This is a genomic window from Brevibacterium permense, from assembly GCF_025506275.1.
GTDB lineage: Bacteria > Actinomycetota > Actinomycetes > Actinomycetales > Brevibacteriaceae > Brevibacterium > Brevibacterium permense_A.
In genome coordinates this window covers 210,905-226,526 of the sequence record NZ_QYCP01000094.1, presented here as the reverse complement: position 1 = coordinate 226,526, position 15,622 = coordinate 210,905, and the positions used below count along the sequence as shown (strand labels likewise).

Here is a 15,622-nt window from a genome sequence, read left to right as displayed (position 1 = left end):
CCGCCGTCGGGTAGCAATTGGGAACCTCTGGGCGCACTACACGAATCACCGATAGGAACTTGACTGCGATGACTGAGACGAACATCCACGATTGGGTCGGGCGAACCGCGACCATGTCAGAGACCGCCGACGGGGAGCGGGCCGCACGACTGGCAACACTTCTCGGTCACGACGGCGACCGGGTCGCGCCACTGTTCCCACTCGGGCACTGGCTGCACTTCTCCGAAGACGATGTGCCGATGAGTGAACTCGGGGCCGACGGGCATGCCGCGCTCGGCGGGTTCATGCCCCCGGTGCCGTTGCCCAGGCGGATGTGGGCCGGCAGCAAGCTCGAGTTCCACGCCCCGATCCTGCCCGGGCAGACGATCGAGCGGACGACGACGATCGAATCGATCACGGAGAAGACGGGGAGCACCGGGCCCCTGTGCTTCGTTGTGCTCCGCCACGAGCTCACCGCGGATGGGAAGCCTGCCACGACAGATCGGCACACGATCGTCTACCGCGAGGCCACCTCGGTGCCGGAGGGATCGGCGGCGAAGCCCCCGCGTGAGGACTCGCCGGTCCCGGACGGTTGGGACTGGACGCGCTCGGTCCGACCGAACGAGGTCATGCTCTTCCGCTACTCGGCGCTGACGTTCAACTCCCACCGCATCCACTACGACCACCCGTACGTCACCGAGGTCGAAGGCTACCCCGGGCTCGTCACCCATGGACCGTTGACCGCGACGCTGCTGTTGGACGCGTTCATGTCCACCCACCCCGAGGCGGCCGTGACCGGATACCGGTTCACCGCGAAGTCCCCGTTGTTCGCGAACGAGCAGATCCACCTCGTCGGGCGCGAGAGCGAGGTCGGAGTACACGAGTTGCAGGCAATCGCCCCAGGTGGGAAGACCGCAATCGCAGCCACAGTGACGACGAAGAACTGAGGAGAAACAGCATGACCGACACCCGCCCCGCACCCCTGACCGGCCTCAAGATTGTTGAGATCTCTGCGTTCGTCGCAGCCCCCTTGGGCGGGATGACATTGGCGCAACTCGGTGCTGATGTTATTCGCATCGATCCGATCGGTGGGAACATCGATGCGAACCGGTGGCCGATCAGCGATGAAGGCACCTCGATCTATTGGGCGTCTCTGAATAAGGGGAAGCGCTCGGTCACGCTGGATCTGAAGTCCGAGGAAGGCCAGAAGATCGCCACAGACCTCATCGCCGAGGCGGGCACGCTCATCACTAACCTTCCGGCCCGAGGGTGGCTTTCGTACGAGAACCTTGTGCAGCACCGTGAGGACCTCGTCATGCTGCGCTTGGGTGGGTGGCACGACGGATCGCCGGCAGTGGATTACACGGTGAATGCGGCCAGCGGGTTCCCGATCATCACCGGCGATGACGAGCGTCCGGTGAACAACGCGGTCCCGGCGTGGGACGTCGCCGCAGGACTCTATATTTCCAATGGAATCATGGCTGCCGAGCTGGATCGTCGTTCCTCGGGCAAGGGCCAGGAGATCACTCTGGCGCTGTCAGATGTGATGCTCGCCACCGTCGGCAACCTCGGCTATATCGCCGAGGTTCAGGCGACAGGGAAGACTCGAGGTGCCTTGGGCAATGGTCTCTACGGTGCCTATGGGCAGTCGTTCGAGTGCGCGGATGGCCGTCAGGTGATGGTTGTCGTCATCTCTAACAAGCACTGGCGCGGTTTGGGGAAGGCGACAGGGCTTGCCGAGAAATTGGAGATGATCGGACCGCTGCTTGATGTGGACTTGTCGACCGAAGGTGGTCGGTTCGAGGCTCGGGAAGCGATCGACGCGGTCGTGCGGCCGTGGTTCGCCAAGCACGCCGCCGAGGAGGCTGAAGCAGCGTTGGCTGAAGCCGGGGTACTCGTCGGCGGATTCCAGACGTTCGAGGATCTAGTGACGAACGATCCTCGGTGTTCGACGGAGAATCCGATGCTCACCGAAATCGACCAGACGGGTGTCGGACGAGTACTCGCCCCACGTGTGCCGTTGGAGTTCGGAGGAACGCCGGTGCCAGATGCTGTGCCAGCGCCAGCATTGGGTGGGGATACTGAGGCTGTGCTAGCTGGCAAGTAAGCTGTCGTAGACACTAGTTTGCAGTGTCCATTGACACACCAGCGTCGTCGACTCTCTACGGTAGTTAGTTCAGGCTATATCAGCGGCTGTGGCGTTCTTGAACTGGTCATATTTGTATTTGAGTAGATCATGCTGGGGTCGATCTCGCCTATGCTTCGGGACTGTCATGAGATTCATTCCGTGAAGTTCCTGCAGGCCGTGTCTAAGCATAGGACCGTCAATTTCATTGAGGAGATCATGCCGGATTTCGACTGTGTAGTCTGGACGGACTCCAAGGAAGAATTTGTCGAACGCAGCGTGATGGATCTTGCACATCGCTAAACCGTTAACTACTGAAGGCACCCCTTTCTCGTCGGAATCGTTCACGATATGTGCAGCGTCGAGAAGCGGCGGATGTGCCAAATTACAGACTGAACAGCGGTTCTCATACGCTGCGAGCACGGTGGATCTAAATACGGGTTGGTGGACACGTATTGGTGGACACGTACCTTCGCCATCCGCCTGAGGTAGCGCTTAGCTACAAACTCTTGTGCAGAAAAATCGATCCCGCTGATGTCACTGGCATCTTCGGGTGTCGTCAATAGGAACCGCTTCTCTCGAGGTTCTTCACCGACGACATACGTCGGTGCGATTACCTGGAAACGTGCAGGTTGCATGCCTACACCCCAGAACCAGATAATTGGAACCTGCGTTTCCATTGCGTTTCGGAGGCCAATATTTTCGGAGAAGAAGGGATCGTCTCCGCGCCACATGTATCTGAACAGGCCATCATCGCCGATGGCGTCCTCGTATGGCCTTTTTTGGCCCGGTCCGCGGAAGACAGTTTGGATTGAAAGCGCTGACGAAAATCCTTTAGGTTTTCGAATTCCTTGCTGAGTTGATTGCAGTTTGAATTGCTTGCCGTCGAACTGAAAGTCTTGAATTTCTTCTCGAGTGAGCGGGTCACGACCTCCGTCCGTTCGCATTTGCAACCAAGAGATTGCTGCCTCTCGAAGCCCTGCGGGTTCAGCCACAGCTAGCCTACTTTCCCGTCAACTTCGGCATTGATCCCATTTCGTTGGATGAGGCGTACTACTGGAAGGTCTGGTTCGGCCCAATCAAGGTGGTCAAGCTCTTCCACGGAACACCAGCGAAGCTCGTCGTGATCAGTGCTCCGTTGAGGACGTGTTTCGGTTTCAGCCCAATAGCAAGCGAGATCAATCGACGTTCGGGTGGTCGTTGTGGTGTCTCGCGATATCAAGCTTCCGATAGAGCTGTTCTCCAGGCTGAGTTCTTCGGCCAATTCTCTCTGGAGCGCCTCCTCGGCAGATTCTCCCGCCTCAACTTTTCCGCCAGGAAATTCCCATTTGCCGCCTGCGGTCTTTTCCGGCTTACGTCTGCACGCAAGCACCTGATTGCCGGCGTGGAAGACCGCTGCGACTACTCGAAGAGTTTCGCTCATGTCTACAGACTATGCTAACTTTCCAATCGCCCGCGCATAGTCTTCCTTGACGAGGTCGAAGTGGGTCCAACATTCTACAGCGGCAACTTCGTCGAGTGCTCGTAGATCTTCCATTGTGCAGAGCACTTCGGCGGAGGTGGAACCGACTGCAGTGGCGATGAAATCGTGAGCGCCGTGAGAACGCGCGGCGAACTCAATCGATCCGGATTCGAGTATGAACTTCCGAACTGGTGCGGAAGGGCCCGCGAGCGTGATGCCCAGACCGGTCGCGAAACGGTTGGTGGACAATCCGCCGGATTTGATGGCGGCAATGCGAATGACTCCAGCAGATATAAGTCGTCGTACCCGCGAACGAACGGCCGAGGGTGACCGATGAACCACCTCTGCGAGTGCCCGATAGCTGGTCCGGCCGTCTTCCTGCAAGGCAGCGATGAGCTCGTGATCCACATCGTCCAATGAAATGTTCTGGCGACGCTGAGCGACGAAGAATCCGCGCAGTACATCGACATAGGTCGTGACCCTTATTTCATGAACCCCGGGAAACGTTCGGACCGTTTCGAGAGTCTCGAGCAAGGTGGCACTTGAACCGTGTCGTGACTCAAAGACCAGGGGCCGCTCGCCGCTGGTCATCGACACGAACACGGCGTTGGGAAGCTGAGCAACTGCCTCGGCAACAGGACGCACCGGCCCGTCGATACGAACCATCGAATGTGTGAGCACGTGATGGCCGGCAACTCCTGGATCGAGGGCCGCGACCACTCGCAGCCCTTCGAGCTCAGTGAGGATCCGCAATCGTTCGGCGATGAGGTGTCGAGATACTCCGAACGATCGTGCCAGGTCGAGCACACTGACACGGCCGTCGTGTTGAAGCATGCGGATGATCGCAGTGTCGAGGTGAGAATCCTCCGTCTGTACCAATGCCCCTCCAAATAGACGGTAGGTGCGAACCATTGCCGTACATTCTCGCCGAAGAGATCGGTCGAGTCGACAGATCAGCAGATCCATCCCGATAGTTGCGAATCATTCGTCGTGACTCCGGGTGATAACCGTTCTAACATCGCTTCAAGCCCACCGCCGTCAGAAAATTGACAAGCAGTCGCGGCCCATCCGAGCAAAGGAGCTCACGATGACCACCCCAGCACCCGAACGTTCGCACCGGCGAGCGCTCAAATCGGGATTTGCCGCTGCCGTCGGAACGACGATCGAATGGTACGACTTCTACGTCTACGCCACTGCCGCCGCGATCGTCTTTCCGCAGGTCTTCTTCCCTGAAGTCGACCGCACACTTGGAACGCTTGCCTCCTTCGGCACTTACGCTGTGGCATTCTTCGTCCGGCCGCTCGGAGGAATCATCTTCGGACACATCGGTGACCGACTTGGTCGCAAACCGGCATTGACCATCACCCTCATGATGATGGGCGTTGCGACGGTCCTCGTGGGTTGTCTTCCCGGTTATGACACATGGGGCATGGCCGCAGCGGTGCTTCTCATCGTGCTCCGCATCGTCCAAGGGCTGGCTGTCGGAGGAGAATGGGGAGGTGCGAGTCTCATGGCCGTCGAGAGCGCTCCACCGAAATTCAAAACCTTCTACGGAGGGTTCACGCAACTGGGTAATCCGTTGGGCGCACTTCTCTCATCGGGTGCCTTCTGGGTACTCTCGCTCATGGGTGACGATGTTCTCTTCAGCTGGGGATGGCGCGTGCCGTTCCTCATCAGCATCGTCCTCATCGCTGTCGGCATCTGGGTTCGACTGCGTGTCGAAGAGACCCCAGTCTTCCAGCAGAGCGGCTCCAGTGAGTCGACGCCGATCATCCATACACTGCGCTTCAACTGGTATCCCGTGCTCTTGGGATTCGGGATGGTTGCGATCGCCTCGGGTGGCTATTATCTCGCAACCTCTTATGTCCAGAGCTATGCCACCAGCGAGGAAATCGGGCTTGCTGCTTCAATCATCCTCGGCGCGATGACGCTCGCATCCTTCCTCGAAGCCATCGTCACGCTTCCGTTGGCGTGGCTCGGCGACAAGTGGGGCGGAAAGCGCCTGATGTACCTCGGTGTGGGGTTGTCCTTCATCTGTTCCATCCCGCTCATCCTCGCCATCGAGAACCACACGGTGACTTTGATCTACATCTTCGTCTGCGCGATACGCGTGACGATGAGCGCAACCTGGGCACCTCTGTCAGCACTCCTCACGCAGATGTATCGCCCGCAGGCGCGCTACACTTCGATGTCCTTGGCCTATGGCGTGGGTGCCGCCGTATGGGGTGGACTCTCGCCCATCGTCGCGACCTCGCTAATGGCCGCTACCGGCTCAATCTGGTCGGTGATCGGCCTCTTCGGATTCCTCTCTGCTGTGGCGTGGATCGCGACGGCACTGGCTCCGCAGCACAGCGACGAAATTGAACCCGCCCAGCCCTGACCTGTCACGAACTGTTCGAGGAGATCCCCGTGAGACACCTGACCACGTATGATGCCCGCGATTCCAACCCTACCCTCATCACTGCCGGAATGATCCGCACAATCGATGGCAGCCGTCCGACTGCCTCGGCGATGTTGATCGGCGGGGGGCAGATCCTCGCGGTGGGAACTATCGCCGACGCCGAGGCGGTCGCCGCCGACCGTGGACTCGTTCCTGTCCACGTTGACTTCCCACAGGCCACGATCGTCCCGGGCTTCATTGATCCGCATGCGCACCCGCTCATGTACGGACAGCTGCACACCTGGATCGATGTCTCCCCGGATGCGGTAACCTCGATCCCCGAGATCATTGAGATTCTGCGTCAGGAATCAGCGAAACTCCCCGCCGGTGTGCCCATACGTGGGTACGGATATGAGCAGCGCAACCTCATCGAACGGCGACATCCGACTCGACGAGAACTCGACGAAGTCTCCCGCGACCGCGAGGTCTATATCATGAACGCTTCTGGCCATGGAGGAGTGGTCAACACATTCACGTTCGAGAAGTTTGGGGTCACCCGGAACACTCCGAATCCCGAGGGAGGCGAGTTCTTCCGCGACTCGGAGGGCGAGCTGACCGGAGAGCTCTCAGACGCCGCCTGCAATATCCTCACCGGAATGGGCGGAGTGAAGATCGGTCACCACGGGCCGAACTTCCACCTCGGCGACGAAGCAGCCGAGCATCAACGTCAACTCGACATCGTTCAACGCGAGTTCCTCAAAGGAGGCGTCACTGCTATCGGGGACGCTCAGGTTTCGAAACGTGAGTTCGCTGCCTACCTCGGCATGGCCGACAGAGGTGGGCTCCAGATGCGAGTGTCGATGTATTTCCTCTCTCACATTCTTGATGCAGTGCTCGACCTCGGTCTCACGGGACCGTTCGGCAACGCCTTCCTCTCCGCCGCAGGTATCAAGCTCTACGCGGACGGGACACTGGGAGGATGGACAGCCTACTTCCCGGACGGGTACCTCGGCGATCCCTGTCGGACCGGTCAGCTTTACCATTCTCCCGAAGAATATTCCGAACTGCTACGCCGGGCCCACGTCGCTGGTTTGCAGACAGCCACTCACGCGCAATCGCCAATCGCTATCAAGATGGTCGTCGACGCCATCGAAACTGCCTTGGCTGAACGTCCCGATTTGGACGCTCGTCACCGGATCGAACACTGCGGACTCCCTGACCCGGCCGAAGTGATACGGATGGCGCAGCTGGGGATCAGGCCTGTCAACCAGACCCAGCATTATTACAACTGGGGCGAAGGAGTCGAACAGGCCATCGGAACACCAGGAGAACGGTTCAACCCGCTGGGGGAGTTCCGGGATGCGGGCGTGCCGATCACCTTGTCCTCGGATGCCCCGGTGGCCGAACCCAGACCTCTCGAAGCGATCCAGGCGGCGGTCACTCGCGTCACCCGCCGAGGGCGCAAGCTAGGCCCGGATTCGTTGCGCATTTCGGCCGAGGAAGCACTACGTGCCCACACGCTCGAGGGTGCAATCACATTGGGCAGGGACAACGAATTTGGGTCCTTAGCCGTCGGTAAGCGAGCAGATTTCACTGTGCTCGAGGCAGACCTGCTCGAGGTCCCGGGAGAGGAGATTGCGGCCATATCGGTCCTTGAAACGTGGGTCGATGGAGTCTGCCGGTATAGGGCGGACGACGAAATCGCAGTGGCTCAAAGCGGACTGCCAAGATCCGAATCGACTTTGAGTGGGGAGTGAACTAGTGAGCTTCAAAGACACAGCACGGGCGTGGATTGACGAGCACATCGGCGAACTCCTCGACTGGCATACCCATATCTGGGAACTGGCAGAACCAGCCTGGCGAGAATTCGACTCCCAGGCGTGGTACGTGCGGCGGCTGCGCGAAGGGGGTTTCGAAGTCGAGGACGGCTCAGGTGGAATGCCGACGGCTTTCAGCGCGCGATGGTCGAATGGGCCAGGGCCGAGGCTTCTCACCTATGCCGAGTACGACGCCGTGCCCGGAAACTCACAGGCGGCAACAACTCACGAGGAGCCTCGAGGCGAGCTCTCCCGATTCGCACCTGGACACACGGATCCACATTCGGCACTGGGAATTTCTACGCTGGCAGGGCTGCTCGCAACGAAGCACGCCATGACCACCCACGGCATCACCGGAACACTTCTCTATACCGGAGAACCTGCTGAGAAGATGCACGGCTCGAAGGTCGTCCACGGGTTGCGTGGTTACTACGACGAGGCGGACGCAATTGTGTCCTTCCACCCGTTCTATATGCTCCCGCTGTGCAACACCGCGCGGTGGGACACCCAGTGCGGGGCGTACTACAGCAAGGTCTACTCGTTCCTCTGCGACGAACCGGAGACCTGGCAACTGTCCAGTGCGGACCCCCATTCGCCCATCCCGGCTTCGCACTCGGCGGCGCGTGCCCCGGGTGCGAATCTCGCGCTGACTCAGATGCTCACTTCCTCGCGATCGATGCTGGATTCGATGCTGCCGGCCACCGGAGGGTGGAGCTTTACCGATGCCATCCTCACCGATGGTCAGGCGACCGCCGATAATCTTCCTCAACGCGTGGCACGGGTGCAATTCTCCTGGCGGACACCGGACATCGAAATGGCGGAGCACGTCCTGGCTATCCTTGATCGGAATGCGACTGCTGCCGCGATGATGGCCCATTGTTCGGTCGAGGAACGGTGGGTGGCTCGAAGCCGTCCAGGTCGCACGAATCATGTGCTCGCGCAGGCCTTGTACGACAATCTCGCCGAGGTAGGGCCACCAGTGTACGGATCCAAGGCGGTGGCGCTCGCCCAAGAAGTGCAGCGGAATCTGGGTGTCGAGGTCAGCGAGAATCCGTTCCTTCCCGAGACCGAACGGCTCATCGAACCGCAGGAAGCCGAACGACAATTGCGAGAGCAGATGCCCGCCTGGCAACGAAACTGGACAAGCGACGACTACGTTGAAATGAGCCACTACGCGCCGCTGGTCAGGTTCTATGTATCGCGGCCTGCGCTCGCCTCGGCGCCTGGAGCCGGACCGTACCCAGGATGGGTGATGAACGCACTCGGCGGGATGCCCGAGCTCATCGCGCCGACGATTCTCACAGCTGGAAAGACGATCTCAGGGATGTTCCTCGACTTATTCACTTCGCCGGACGTCTTGGCCCAGGCAAAAGAGGAATATGAGTCGCGGATCGCGAAAGAGCCGATGCCCGCCCTGCTACCGGCTGACTTTGCAGCCCCGGTCGACCTGCCTTGGCCGGACTACCGTGTAGATCGTGGCAGTGGACGTCGGTGTTGGTGAGAGCTGATTATTGTCAGGGGTAACGCAAGTCCATCGCCTCCCACGCAAAGGTCGCGATCCAGTGGGAAGATACGTACTCGTCTGAGACAGCGGCTTCGAGGCCGGGCGACATGAGTGCGTCGACGCGAGTGAGCATGCCTTTGGCCTGAGCCATGAGTTCGCGGTCGTCCGACTTTTCGGCGATTGCCGCCAGCCTTGGTGCCAATCGCAAAACGGATGCTGCGACCGATATTCCCAGCCCGTAAAGGTGGCTCTGCTGACCGTCGGTCGGGTCGAGGACCTTCACAGGAGTGAGGGCCGGTGATTCGGGGGACAGGTCCGAAAGGAATTCCGGCAGCCATGACGCGAGCTCATCTTCGGTGAGGATCTCAGCCATGAGATCGGCCTCGCACAAACCGGGGGAGAGGAAGTCGTGACCGCTGCGTTCCTGGCGGAAGTTCCATGCGACATCCTCTGCGAAGAATCGACGCGCTGCACCCGCGATGGCATCGACGACATCCCGCCGATCTGCAGCCCGAGCCCCGACGAGAATTCGGCGCAGTCCGAACGCCGTATTCGAGTGCACCCCATGCCGAACCGGTGCGGCCACCTTCGGCAGCCACGTCGATGTAAGGTCGAAGACCGTATCCGCGAGCACTTGGGTGTTCGAGCCGAGCTCACGCAGCTCGTCGACACTACTGGTATTGAGCACTCGGTTGAGTTCGACCGCCCACGCCCAGCCATACGGCCGCTCCCATGAAGGATTGTCACGGAGGAAAGCCGCCTCGGCGAGCATATTCTCTTCGCTCAGGTGTGAAGACAGAACTTCGAGCGCCTGCTCACGCCAACTCGCAGCCTTCGCCGCCTCGGTCTCCAGCAGCGATGCCAGCAGGTAGTGCATGTGCACGCTCGAATGCCAGTCATTGGAGTTCGCGAACGCCGGATTCTTCTCCACCGCGGGCACGATGTCGGCGAGACTCCGCGCCAGATGATGGGAGGCAAACGGATACTCACGGGTGATGTTGGCAAGGGCCACCTCGGCGAAAGGGTGGACGTAGTCGTCATTCTGCGGCATGGATCCTCATCGGCTCGGGGGGTCCACATTACTCGCAATTGAGTCCCGCCCAGCCTGGGGGAACTGTTCATCTGAAAATCAGACAGAGAGCATCCACAACGACTATTGGAACTGTCGAAGCGCGCTCATTAGGCTCGAACTGCCTCTTCAGCGCAGATGGCAAGCCGATGATTCGCCTTGCCGATCTGCACAGAATCTCATGCTCGACAGAGCACTCAACATGCCGAGGAAGTCATGTCCAATTCGCAGATCACCGACTCAGCAGAACCGACAGATTCTGCCGAGACGAGCCCCGCCTCCAGAACCGAGCGCAAGCAGCCGGTCGGTCTATTCACGCTGTCCTCCATTGAGATGTGGGAGCGCTTCAGCTTCTACGGCCTTCAGGTCATCCTCGCCTACTACATCTACTACACTGCGGGCGACGGAGGATTGGGGCTTTCGGAAGGTGAAGCCCTCGCCATCACCGGGGCCTACGGCGGTGCCGTCTACTTGGGACAGCCCATCGGCGCATGGTTCGCCGACCGTCTCGTTCCTGCACGGACCATGGTCATGGCCGGTGGAGTCATCATCATGGCCGGTCATATCACTTTGGCGACCGTACCGGGTCTGGCAGGGCTCATCATCGGACTCGCCCTGATCACAATCGGGACTGGGGCTCTGACTCCCAACGTGTATACGATGGTCGGCCGCCTCTACAAGGAGCACTCGCCACGGCGAGACTCAGGCTACGCAATCTTCTACACCGGCATTCTCGTCGGGGCGCTCGTCGGGCCTCTGGCTACAGGTTTCCTGCAGACCGAGTTCGGCTTCCACTACGGATTCGGCGCCGCTGCCGTCGGCATGCTCGTCGGCCTCACCACTTACTTCCTCGGCCGCAATACCGTGCCGCAAGAAGCGCGCGTGGTTCCCAATCCGATCGCTTCGTCTGGGAAGTGGAAGGCTGCCGGAGTCGGTATCTCACTCGTGGCTCTCATCGCTGTCCTGGTGGGTACGGGGGTGCTGACCACCGGCAACCTCAACAACTACGTTCTGGCGACGATCTGCGTCGTCAGCATTATGTACTTCCTCGTTATGCTGCGCTCGAAAAAAGTGACCCCCGAGGAACATAAGCGGGTCAAAGCCTTCATCCCACTCTTCATCACAGGCACCGTATTCTGGACGATGATCCTTCAGCTCTTCACCACTTTCGCAGTCTACGCCGATACCAGAGTCACGTTGACGATCGGCAGCTACTCCATGCCAGCCGCCTATATCAGCACCTTCGAGGTCATCGCTGGGATCATCGCCGGTCCGCTCATTGCCGCCTATGGGCAGAAGGTCGCAGGCCGTTCGAACCGTGCTGTGCCGAGCACCTGCTCGAAACTCGGCCTCGGCTTCCTCATGATGACGCTGACCTTCGCACTCTTCGCCCTCTATCCGATGATTTTCGACGGCAGAGTTCCGCTCATTCCTGTCATCATCGGCATGATCGTCATGGGCGTCACCGAGGTGATGTACGCCCCGATCGGATTGTCGGCAGCATCCCAGCTCTCTCCTCAGGCGTTCAATGCCCAGATGATGGCGTTGTGGGGACTGACGACTGCCGCAGGTGCCAGTCTCTCAGGATTCATGGGCCAAATCTACGGAGGCATGAGTGAAGTCGCGTTCTTCTCACTCATGGCTGGAATAAGCCTCGCTACTGGCCTCGTCCTCTACAGTCTGCGACGCCCATTGCACGCGCTCGGGCTGAAGTGAATCGCTGTATGTCACGAGTATCACCCAGTGCACAAACTTACCTGACCGTACCAATCGACAGCGAAAACGAAGGAGCGACTGTGCCGAGTGCCGATCGCATCTACAGAGGCGGGACCATCCACACGGTTGACCCCGCAAATCCGAACACCGACGCCGTAGCGATTGCCGATGGGCAGATCATCGCCCTCGGCACCGCGGACTGCGACAGTGTGACTGGCCCCGACACCGAGGCGGTCGACCTGTCCGGTCGGACGCTGATACCTGCCTTCCATGACGCGCATGCTCATCCGGTACTCGGCGGCATCAACCTCATCCACTGCAACCTAGATGATCTCCACGGATATCGGGATTACCTCGAACGCATCGCCGAGTACGTGCGCAACCATCCAGAGGACGAATGGGTCATCGGCGCCGGTTGGTACGGCGACGTCTTCGAAGGAGGATTTCCCCACCGGCACGACCTCGATTCCGTGATCTCAGACCGGCCCGCGGTCTTCGACAGCCACGATGCTCACGGCTGCTGGGTGAACACGCGGGCACTCGAAGCTGCCGGTATTGACCGTGAAACTCCGGACCCCGACGGCGGTCGGATCGTCAGGGATGAATCCGGCGAACCCACTGGTCTGCTCTTTGAGACCGCTGCAGAGCTCGTCAAGAACCTGTTGCCAGCGACCACCTCGACCGACGTAGAGCAGGCGCTGGCCAGTGCCCAGGAGTACTTCCACTCTCTGGGGATCGTCGGATGGCAGGACGCAGGCGTCGGAGTGCTCACCGGATCGCCGGTCGACACTTATCCTCCCTATTTGTCTATGGCGGAAGCGGGCGCGTTCAACAGCAAAGTCACCGCCGCGCTCTGGTGGGATCGGGACGTGCCCTACGCCGAGCAGATCGAGACGCTCAAGGAGCGTCGAGACGTGATCCGACGGGTCGAGAGCGACCGAGGCGTTGGCGGTGTACAGGTCACCGTTGTGAAGATCATGCTCGACGGAGTCTGTGAGAATCTCACTGGAGCCCTCAAGCGCTCCTATCGTGGCCATGATCACGAACACGGGCTGCTGATGTTCACGGCCGACGAACTCAACGAGATCACTCGGGGAGTCGAGCGGCATGGCTTCGACATCCACATCCATGCTGTGGGCGATCAGGCTCTCAAGCTCGCGGTGGACGCGCTGACTCAGGAAGATGGTCCGGCCACCGGCCGCCGCCATCAGATCGCGCATCTGGACATCGCGGATCCCGAGGATCTCGCCAGAATGGCGTCCAGCGAACTGATCGCCAACGTGCAGCCGCTTTGGGCCCGTCGAGATTCTGTCCTCGTTGAGACCAAACTCCCGCTCCTTCACGATGACCAGCAAGCCCACCACTTCACATTCGCAACGATGAGAGACGCCGGCGTCCGGCTTGCGTTCGGGAGCGACTGGCCGGTTTCGAGTCCCGATCCGATCTGGGGAATCCACGTCGCGGTGAACAGAACGGCTCCGCCGGCCGACCCGCATGGGCAGGACGAGGTCGCTCAGAACGAACCGCTGTTGCCGGGCGAGGAGATCACAGTCGAAGAAGCGCTTCGTGCTTATACCTTCGAAGCCGCTCGTGCCAACAGCTACGAGGACGTCTCCGGGAGCATTGAAGTCGGAAAATCGGCGGACTTCGTCATTCTTGACTCCGATCCCTTTGACGTTGAGCGACGACAGCTGGGTGACATCAGAGTCGAGACAACGATCTCGGCAGGAGAAGTGGTGTATCTGCGCGGGTGGGCTCATTCAGCCGCCAAGTGAGTTCAGCACGGTCTCAGATGGGCGACGGTGACCGCAGCCGACAGGACTCCACCAATCGGCGACGGAAGGTCAGCACATCCTGATCGTACTCTGTCCGTCTTCGGCAACCTCGTGCACAGGGTGCCGTCGGAATCGATCGAGCAACCAGGTCTCTACCGAGCCGAGACGCCGCCCCCGGTGCCAGATGAGATCGACCGAAACCAACCAATCGGTGAATGGATAGGCATCGAGGCGAAGTTCGACGAGTTCGCCGGAAGCGATCTCCGGAAGAACGAGCTGGCGAGGCAGGGTCGCCGACCCGAGGCCTGACCGAGCGAGTGCAGTAAGTACCTCGTAGGAGTCGGTGTGCCAAGTCTGCGTCGACTGCAAGTACTCGCTTGTCGGCAGTGCTGAGCCGTGCGTCATGTGTACTGGAGTCATCTACTGGACGGGCATCGGGCGGATCGTCTATGCCTTGTCTGAGCGCCGTCTGCTGGCGCTGGCTGGTGACGACCCCGAGAATCCGACATTTGACCTCCCCTGCCGGGAAGTGCTGTCGCGGGGGCAGCGAGAGATCGACGTTGTCGGTCCGTTGTTGGAGGATGAGGCTACTATCGCTCATCAAGGGTTCTGGACCCGCAGGACGAGCTGATCCGACAAACGAAAGGAGGGGCAGCCGTCGCGGCCCCTCCTTTCTTCGCGGTACTGTAGTGCCGACTTGCAACGGAGTTCTCCAGTGACAGTGCACGGTTTGCGTCTGTTGTGCCGGGCTCTTATCGGTCCAATCCTCGAAAGGCAGGAGAGCCGTGAATCGGACCCCTGAAGTATTCGGCCCGACGGTCGATGAGCAGACTCGGTGCGTCCACTACGCGACCGAACTTGACATTATCGCCATCCGATTCGTCTGTTGCGATCGTTACTATCCCTGCCACCTGTGCCATTCCGAGACTGCGGATCATCCCGCACAGCAGTGGCCACGCGAGAAGTTCGACCAGCCCGCCATCCTGTGCGGGAACTGCTGGACCGAAATGACGATCGAGACGTACAAGGCCGTCAATGAATGTCCGAAATGCGCCGCGCCGTTCAACCCCCGATGCGCGGCGCATTCGGATCTCTACTTCGCGAGCCAGTGAAGATTCCGCTCACTGTGGAACCCGCTCAGTGAAGGAACTGCATCACCACGATCATCGCTGCCATACCCCAGCAGTCGAGTGAGACCAGTGGACGCCTGCGGGCGATGTCGTGGACGGCACAGATCACCAAGAGCACAGCTAGGACGACAACGGCCACTGTGAGAAACGTGCTGATGAGCGACATGTCACCGGCATGCAGCCCATGGCCGCCGGTTCCATGACCGCCGGTATGCGTTGCACCGCTCATGTGGGCCCCATGGTTGAGGACCTGCCACGCCATGACCGGATAGGTGATGGCGGAGAGGATGGCAGCCGTCGGGCCCGAATGGGAATCAGGCTTTGACGCGCAGCGGTCGGACGCGGTCGATGCCCGACCACCAAGGTCGACCTCGGACCAGGGGATGCCGCCCGCGCCGCTCGCAACGAGAGCGGGGGACCGCCTCGGCGAGGGGACGCTTGACTGTGATCGCAGGGAGACAGCCAGGCAGAGCCCTGCGATGAGCAGCGCCGCAGACCAGATCACAGACGGAACCACCGCGGTAAAGGCGAGGTCGACCATGGCAAGGACCATCACCGTTGCTGCGACGATGGCCGGCCTCCCCCTCGCGGCGACGACCCCGATCAGGCACAGGATCCCCGAGGCGACCATGAGGAAAGAGGCGAGGCTGCTCATCGTCTGCGCC

15 protein-coding genes are annotated in these 15,622 nt (G+C 60.3%); 8 read left to right on the top strand and 7 right to left on the bottom strand.

What is annotated here, in order from left to right:
* Window positions 1-68 precede the first annotated feature (68 nt).
* Both D3I60_RS16180 and D3I60_RS16175 read left to right on the top strand, forming a co-directional pair.
* The gene (locus D3I60_RS16180) at window positions 69-926 is read left to right on the top strand and encodes an FAS1-like dehydratase domain-containing protein (RefSeq protein ID WP_262777559.1); all 858 of its coding nucleotides are present in this window, start codon (window positions 69-71) and stop codon (window positions 924-926) included.
* 11 nt (window positions 927-937) lie between these two features.
* A complete protein-coding gene (locus D3I60_RS16175; protein ID WP_262777557.1) occupies window positions 938-2,086 on the top strand; it encodes a CoA transferase in 1,149 nt (382 codons plus the stop codon).
* A 69-nt stretch (window positions 2,087-2,155) separates the two neighbouring features.
* Here D3I60_RS16175 and D3I60_RS16170 read toward each other — a convergent pair whose 3' ends face one another.
* The 4 genes from D3I60_RS16170 to D3I60_RS16155 are packed head-to-tail and all read right to left on the bottom strand — an operon-like array spanning window position 2,156 to window position 4,478.
* Window positions 2,156-2,452, bottom strand: a complete 297-nt coding sequence (locus D3I60_RS16170; protein ID WP_262777555.1) for an HNH endonuclease — start codon at window positions 2,450-2,452, stop codon at window positions 2,156-2,158.
* Window positions 2,449-3,099: a hypothetical protein gene (locus tag D3I60_RS16165; RefSeq protein ID WP_262777554.1), complete on the bottom strand. Its 651-nt coding sequence runs from the start codon at window positions 3,097-3,099 to the stop codon at window positions 2,449-2,451. The genes D3I60_RS16170 and D3I60_RS16165 overlap by 4 nt, the downstream gene beginning before the upstream one ends.
* A gap of 2 nt (window positions 3,100-3,101) precedes the next feature.
* A complete protein-coding gene (locus tag D3I60_RS16160; protein ID WP_262777553.1) occupies window positions 3,102-3,527 on the bottom strand; it encodes a (deoxy)nucleoside triphosphate pyrophosphohydrolase in 426 nt (141 codons plus the stop codon).
* A 9-nt stretch (window positions 3,528-3,536) separates the two neighbouring features.
* Window positions 3,537-4,478: an Lrp/AsnC family transcriptional regulator gene (locus D3I60_RS16155; RefSeq protein ID WP_262777551.1), complete on the bottom strand. Its 942-nt coding sequence runs from the start codon at window positions 4,476-4,478 to the stop codon at window positions 3,537-3,539.
* Window positions 4,479-4,653: 175 nt separating this feature from the next.
* Here D3I60_RS16155 and D3I60_RS16150 point away from each other — a divergent pair, with 175 nt between their 5' ends.
* From D3I60_RS16150 to D3I60_RS16140, 3 genes are all read left to right on the top strand, one after another.
* Complete coding sequence (locus D3I60_RS16150; RefSeq protein WP_262777549.1) at window positions 4,654-5,946, top strand: MFS transporter; 1,293 nt, start codon at window positions 4,654-4,656, stop codon at window positions 5,944-5,946.
* 29 nt (window positions 5,947-5,975) lie between these two features.
* Window positions 5,976-7,703, top strand: coding sequence for an amidohydrolase (locus D3I60_RS16145; protein WP_262777547.1), 1,728 nt, complete (start codon window positions 5,976-5,978; stop codon window positions 7,701-7,703).
* 394 nt (window positions 7,704-8,097) lie between these two features.
* Window positions 8,098-9,264: an amidohydrolase gene (locus D3I60_RS16140; RefSeq protein ID WP_262777545.1), complete on the top strand. Its 1,167-nt coding sequence runs from the start codon at window positions 8,098-8,100 to the stop codon at window positions 9,262-9,264.
* Between the two features lie 13 nt (window positions 9,265-9,277).
* On the opposite strand, the gene D3I60_RS16135 is transcribed toward D3I60_RS16140, so the two are convergent.
* The gene (locus D3I60_RS16135; RefSeq protein ID WP_262777543.1) at window positions 9,278-10,318 is read right to left on the bottom strand and encodes a DUF2891 domain-containing protein; all 1,041 of its coding nucleotides are present in this window, start codon (window positions 10,316-10,318) and stop codon (window positions 9,278-9,280) included.
* 234 nt (window positions 10,319-10,552) lie between these two features.
* Here D3I60_RS16135 and D3I60_RS16130 point away from each other — a divergent pair, with 234 nt between their 5' ends.
* Complete coding sequence (locus D3I60_RS16130) at window positions 10,553-12,052, top strand: peptide MFS transporter (RefSeq protein ID WP_262777541.1); 1,500 nt, start codon at window positions 10,553-10,555, stop codon at window positions 12,050-12,052.
* An 80-nt stretch (window positions 12,053-12,132) separates the two neighbouring features.
* Entirely contained in the window at window positions 12,133-13,827 is a 1,695-nt protein-coding gene (locus D3I60_RS16125) for an amidohydrolase (protein WP_262777539.1), read from the top strand.
* A gap of 69 nt (window positions 13,828-13,896) precedes the next feature.
* Here the strand turns inward: D3I60_RS16125 and D3I60_RS19395 are convergent, their stop codons facing one another.
* Complete coding sequence (locus tag D3I60_RS19395; RefSeq protein WP_369415390.1) at window positions 13,897-14,232, bottom strand: LysR substrate-binding domain-containing protein; 336 nt, start codon at window positions 14,230-14,232, stop codon at window positions 13,897-13,899.
* 380 nt (window positions 14,233-14,612) lie between these two features.
* On the opposite strand from D3I60_RS19395, the gene D3I60_RS16115 reads away from it, so the two are divergent.
* A complete protein-coding gene (locus tag D3I60_RS16115; RefSeq protein ID WP_262777536.1) occupies window positions 14,613-14,939 on the top strand; it encodes a CHY zinc finger protein in 327 nt (108 codons plus the stop codon).
* A 25-nt stretch (window positions 14,940-14,964) separates the two neighbouring features.
* Here the strand turns inward: D3I60_RS16115 and D3I60_RS16110 are convergent, their stop codons facing one another.
* On the bottom strand, window positions 14,965-15,612 hold the full coding sequence (locus D3I60_RS16110; RefSeq protein ID WP_262777534.1) for a hypothetical protein: 648 nt from the start codon (window positions 15,610-15,612) through the stop codon (window positions 14,965-14,967).
* Between the last annotated feature and the right edge of the window lie 10 nt (window positions 15,613-15,622).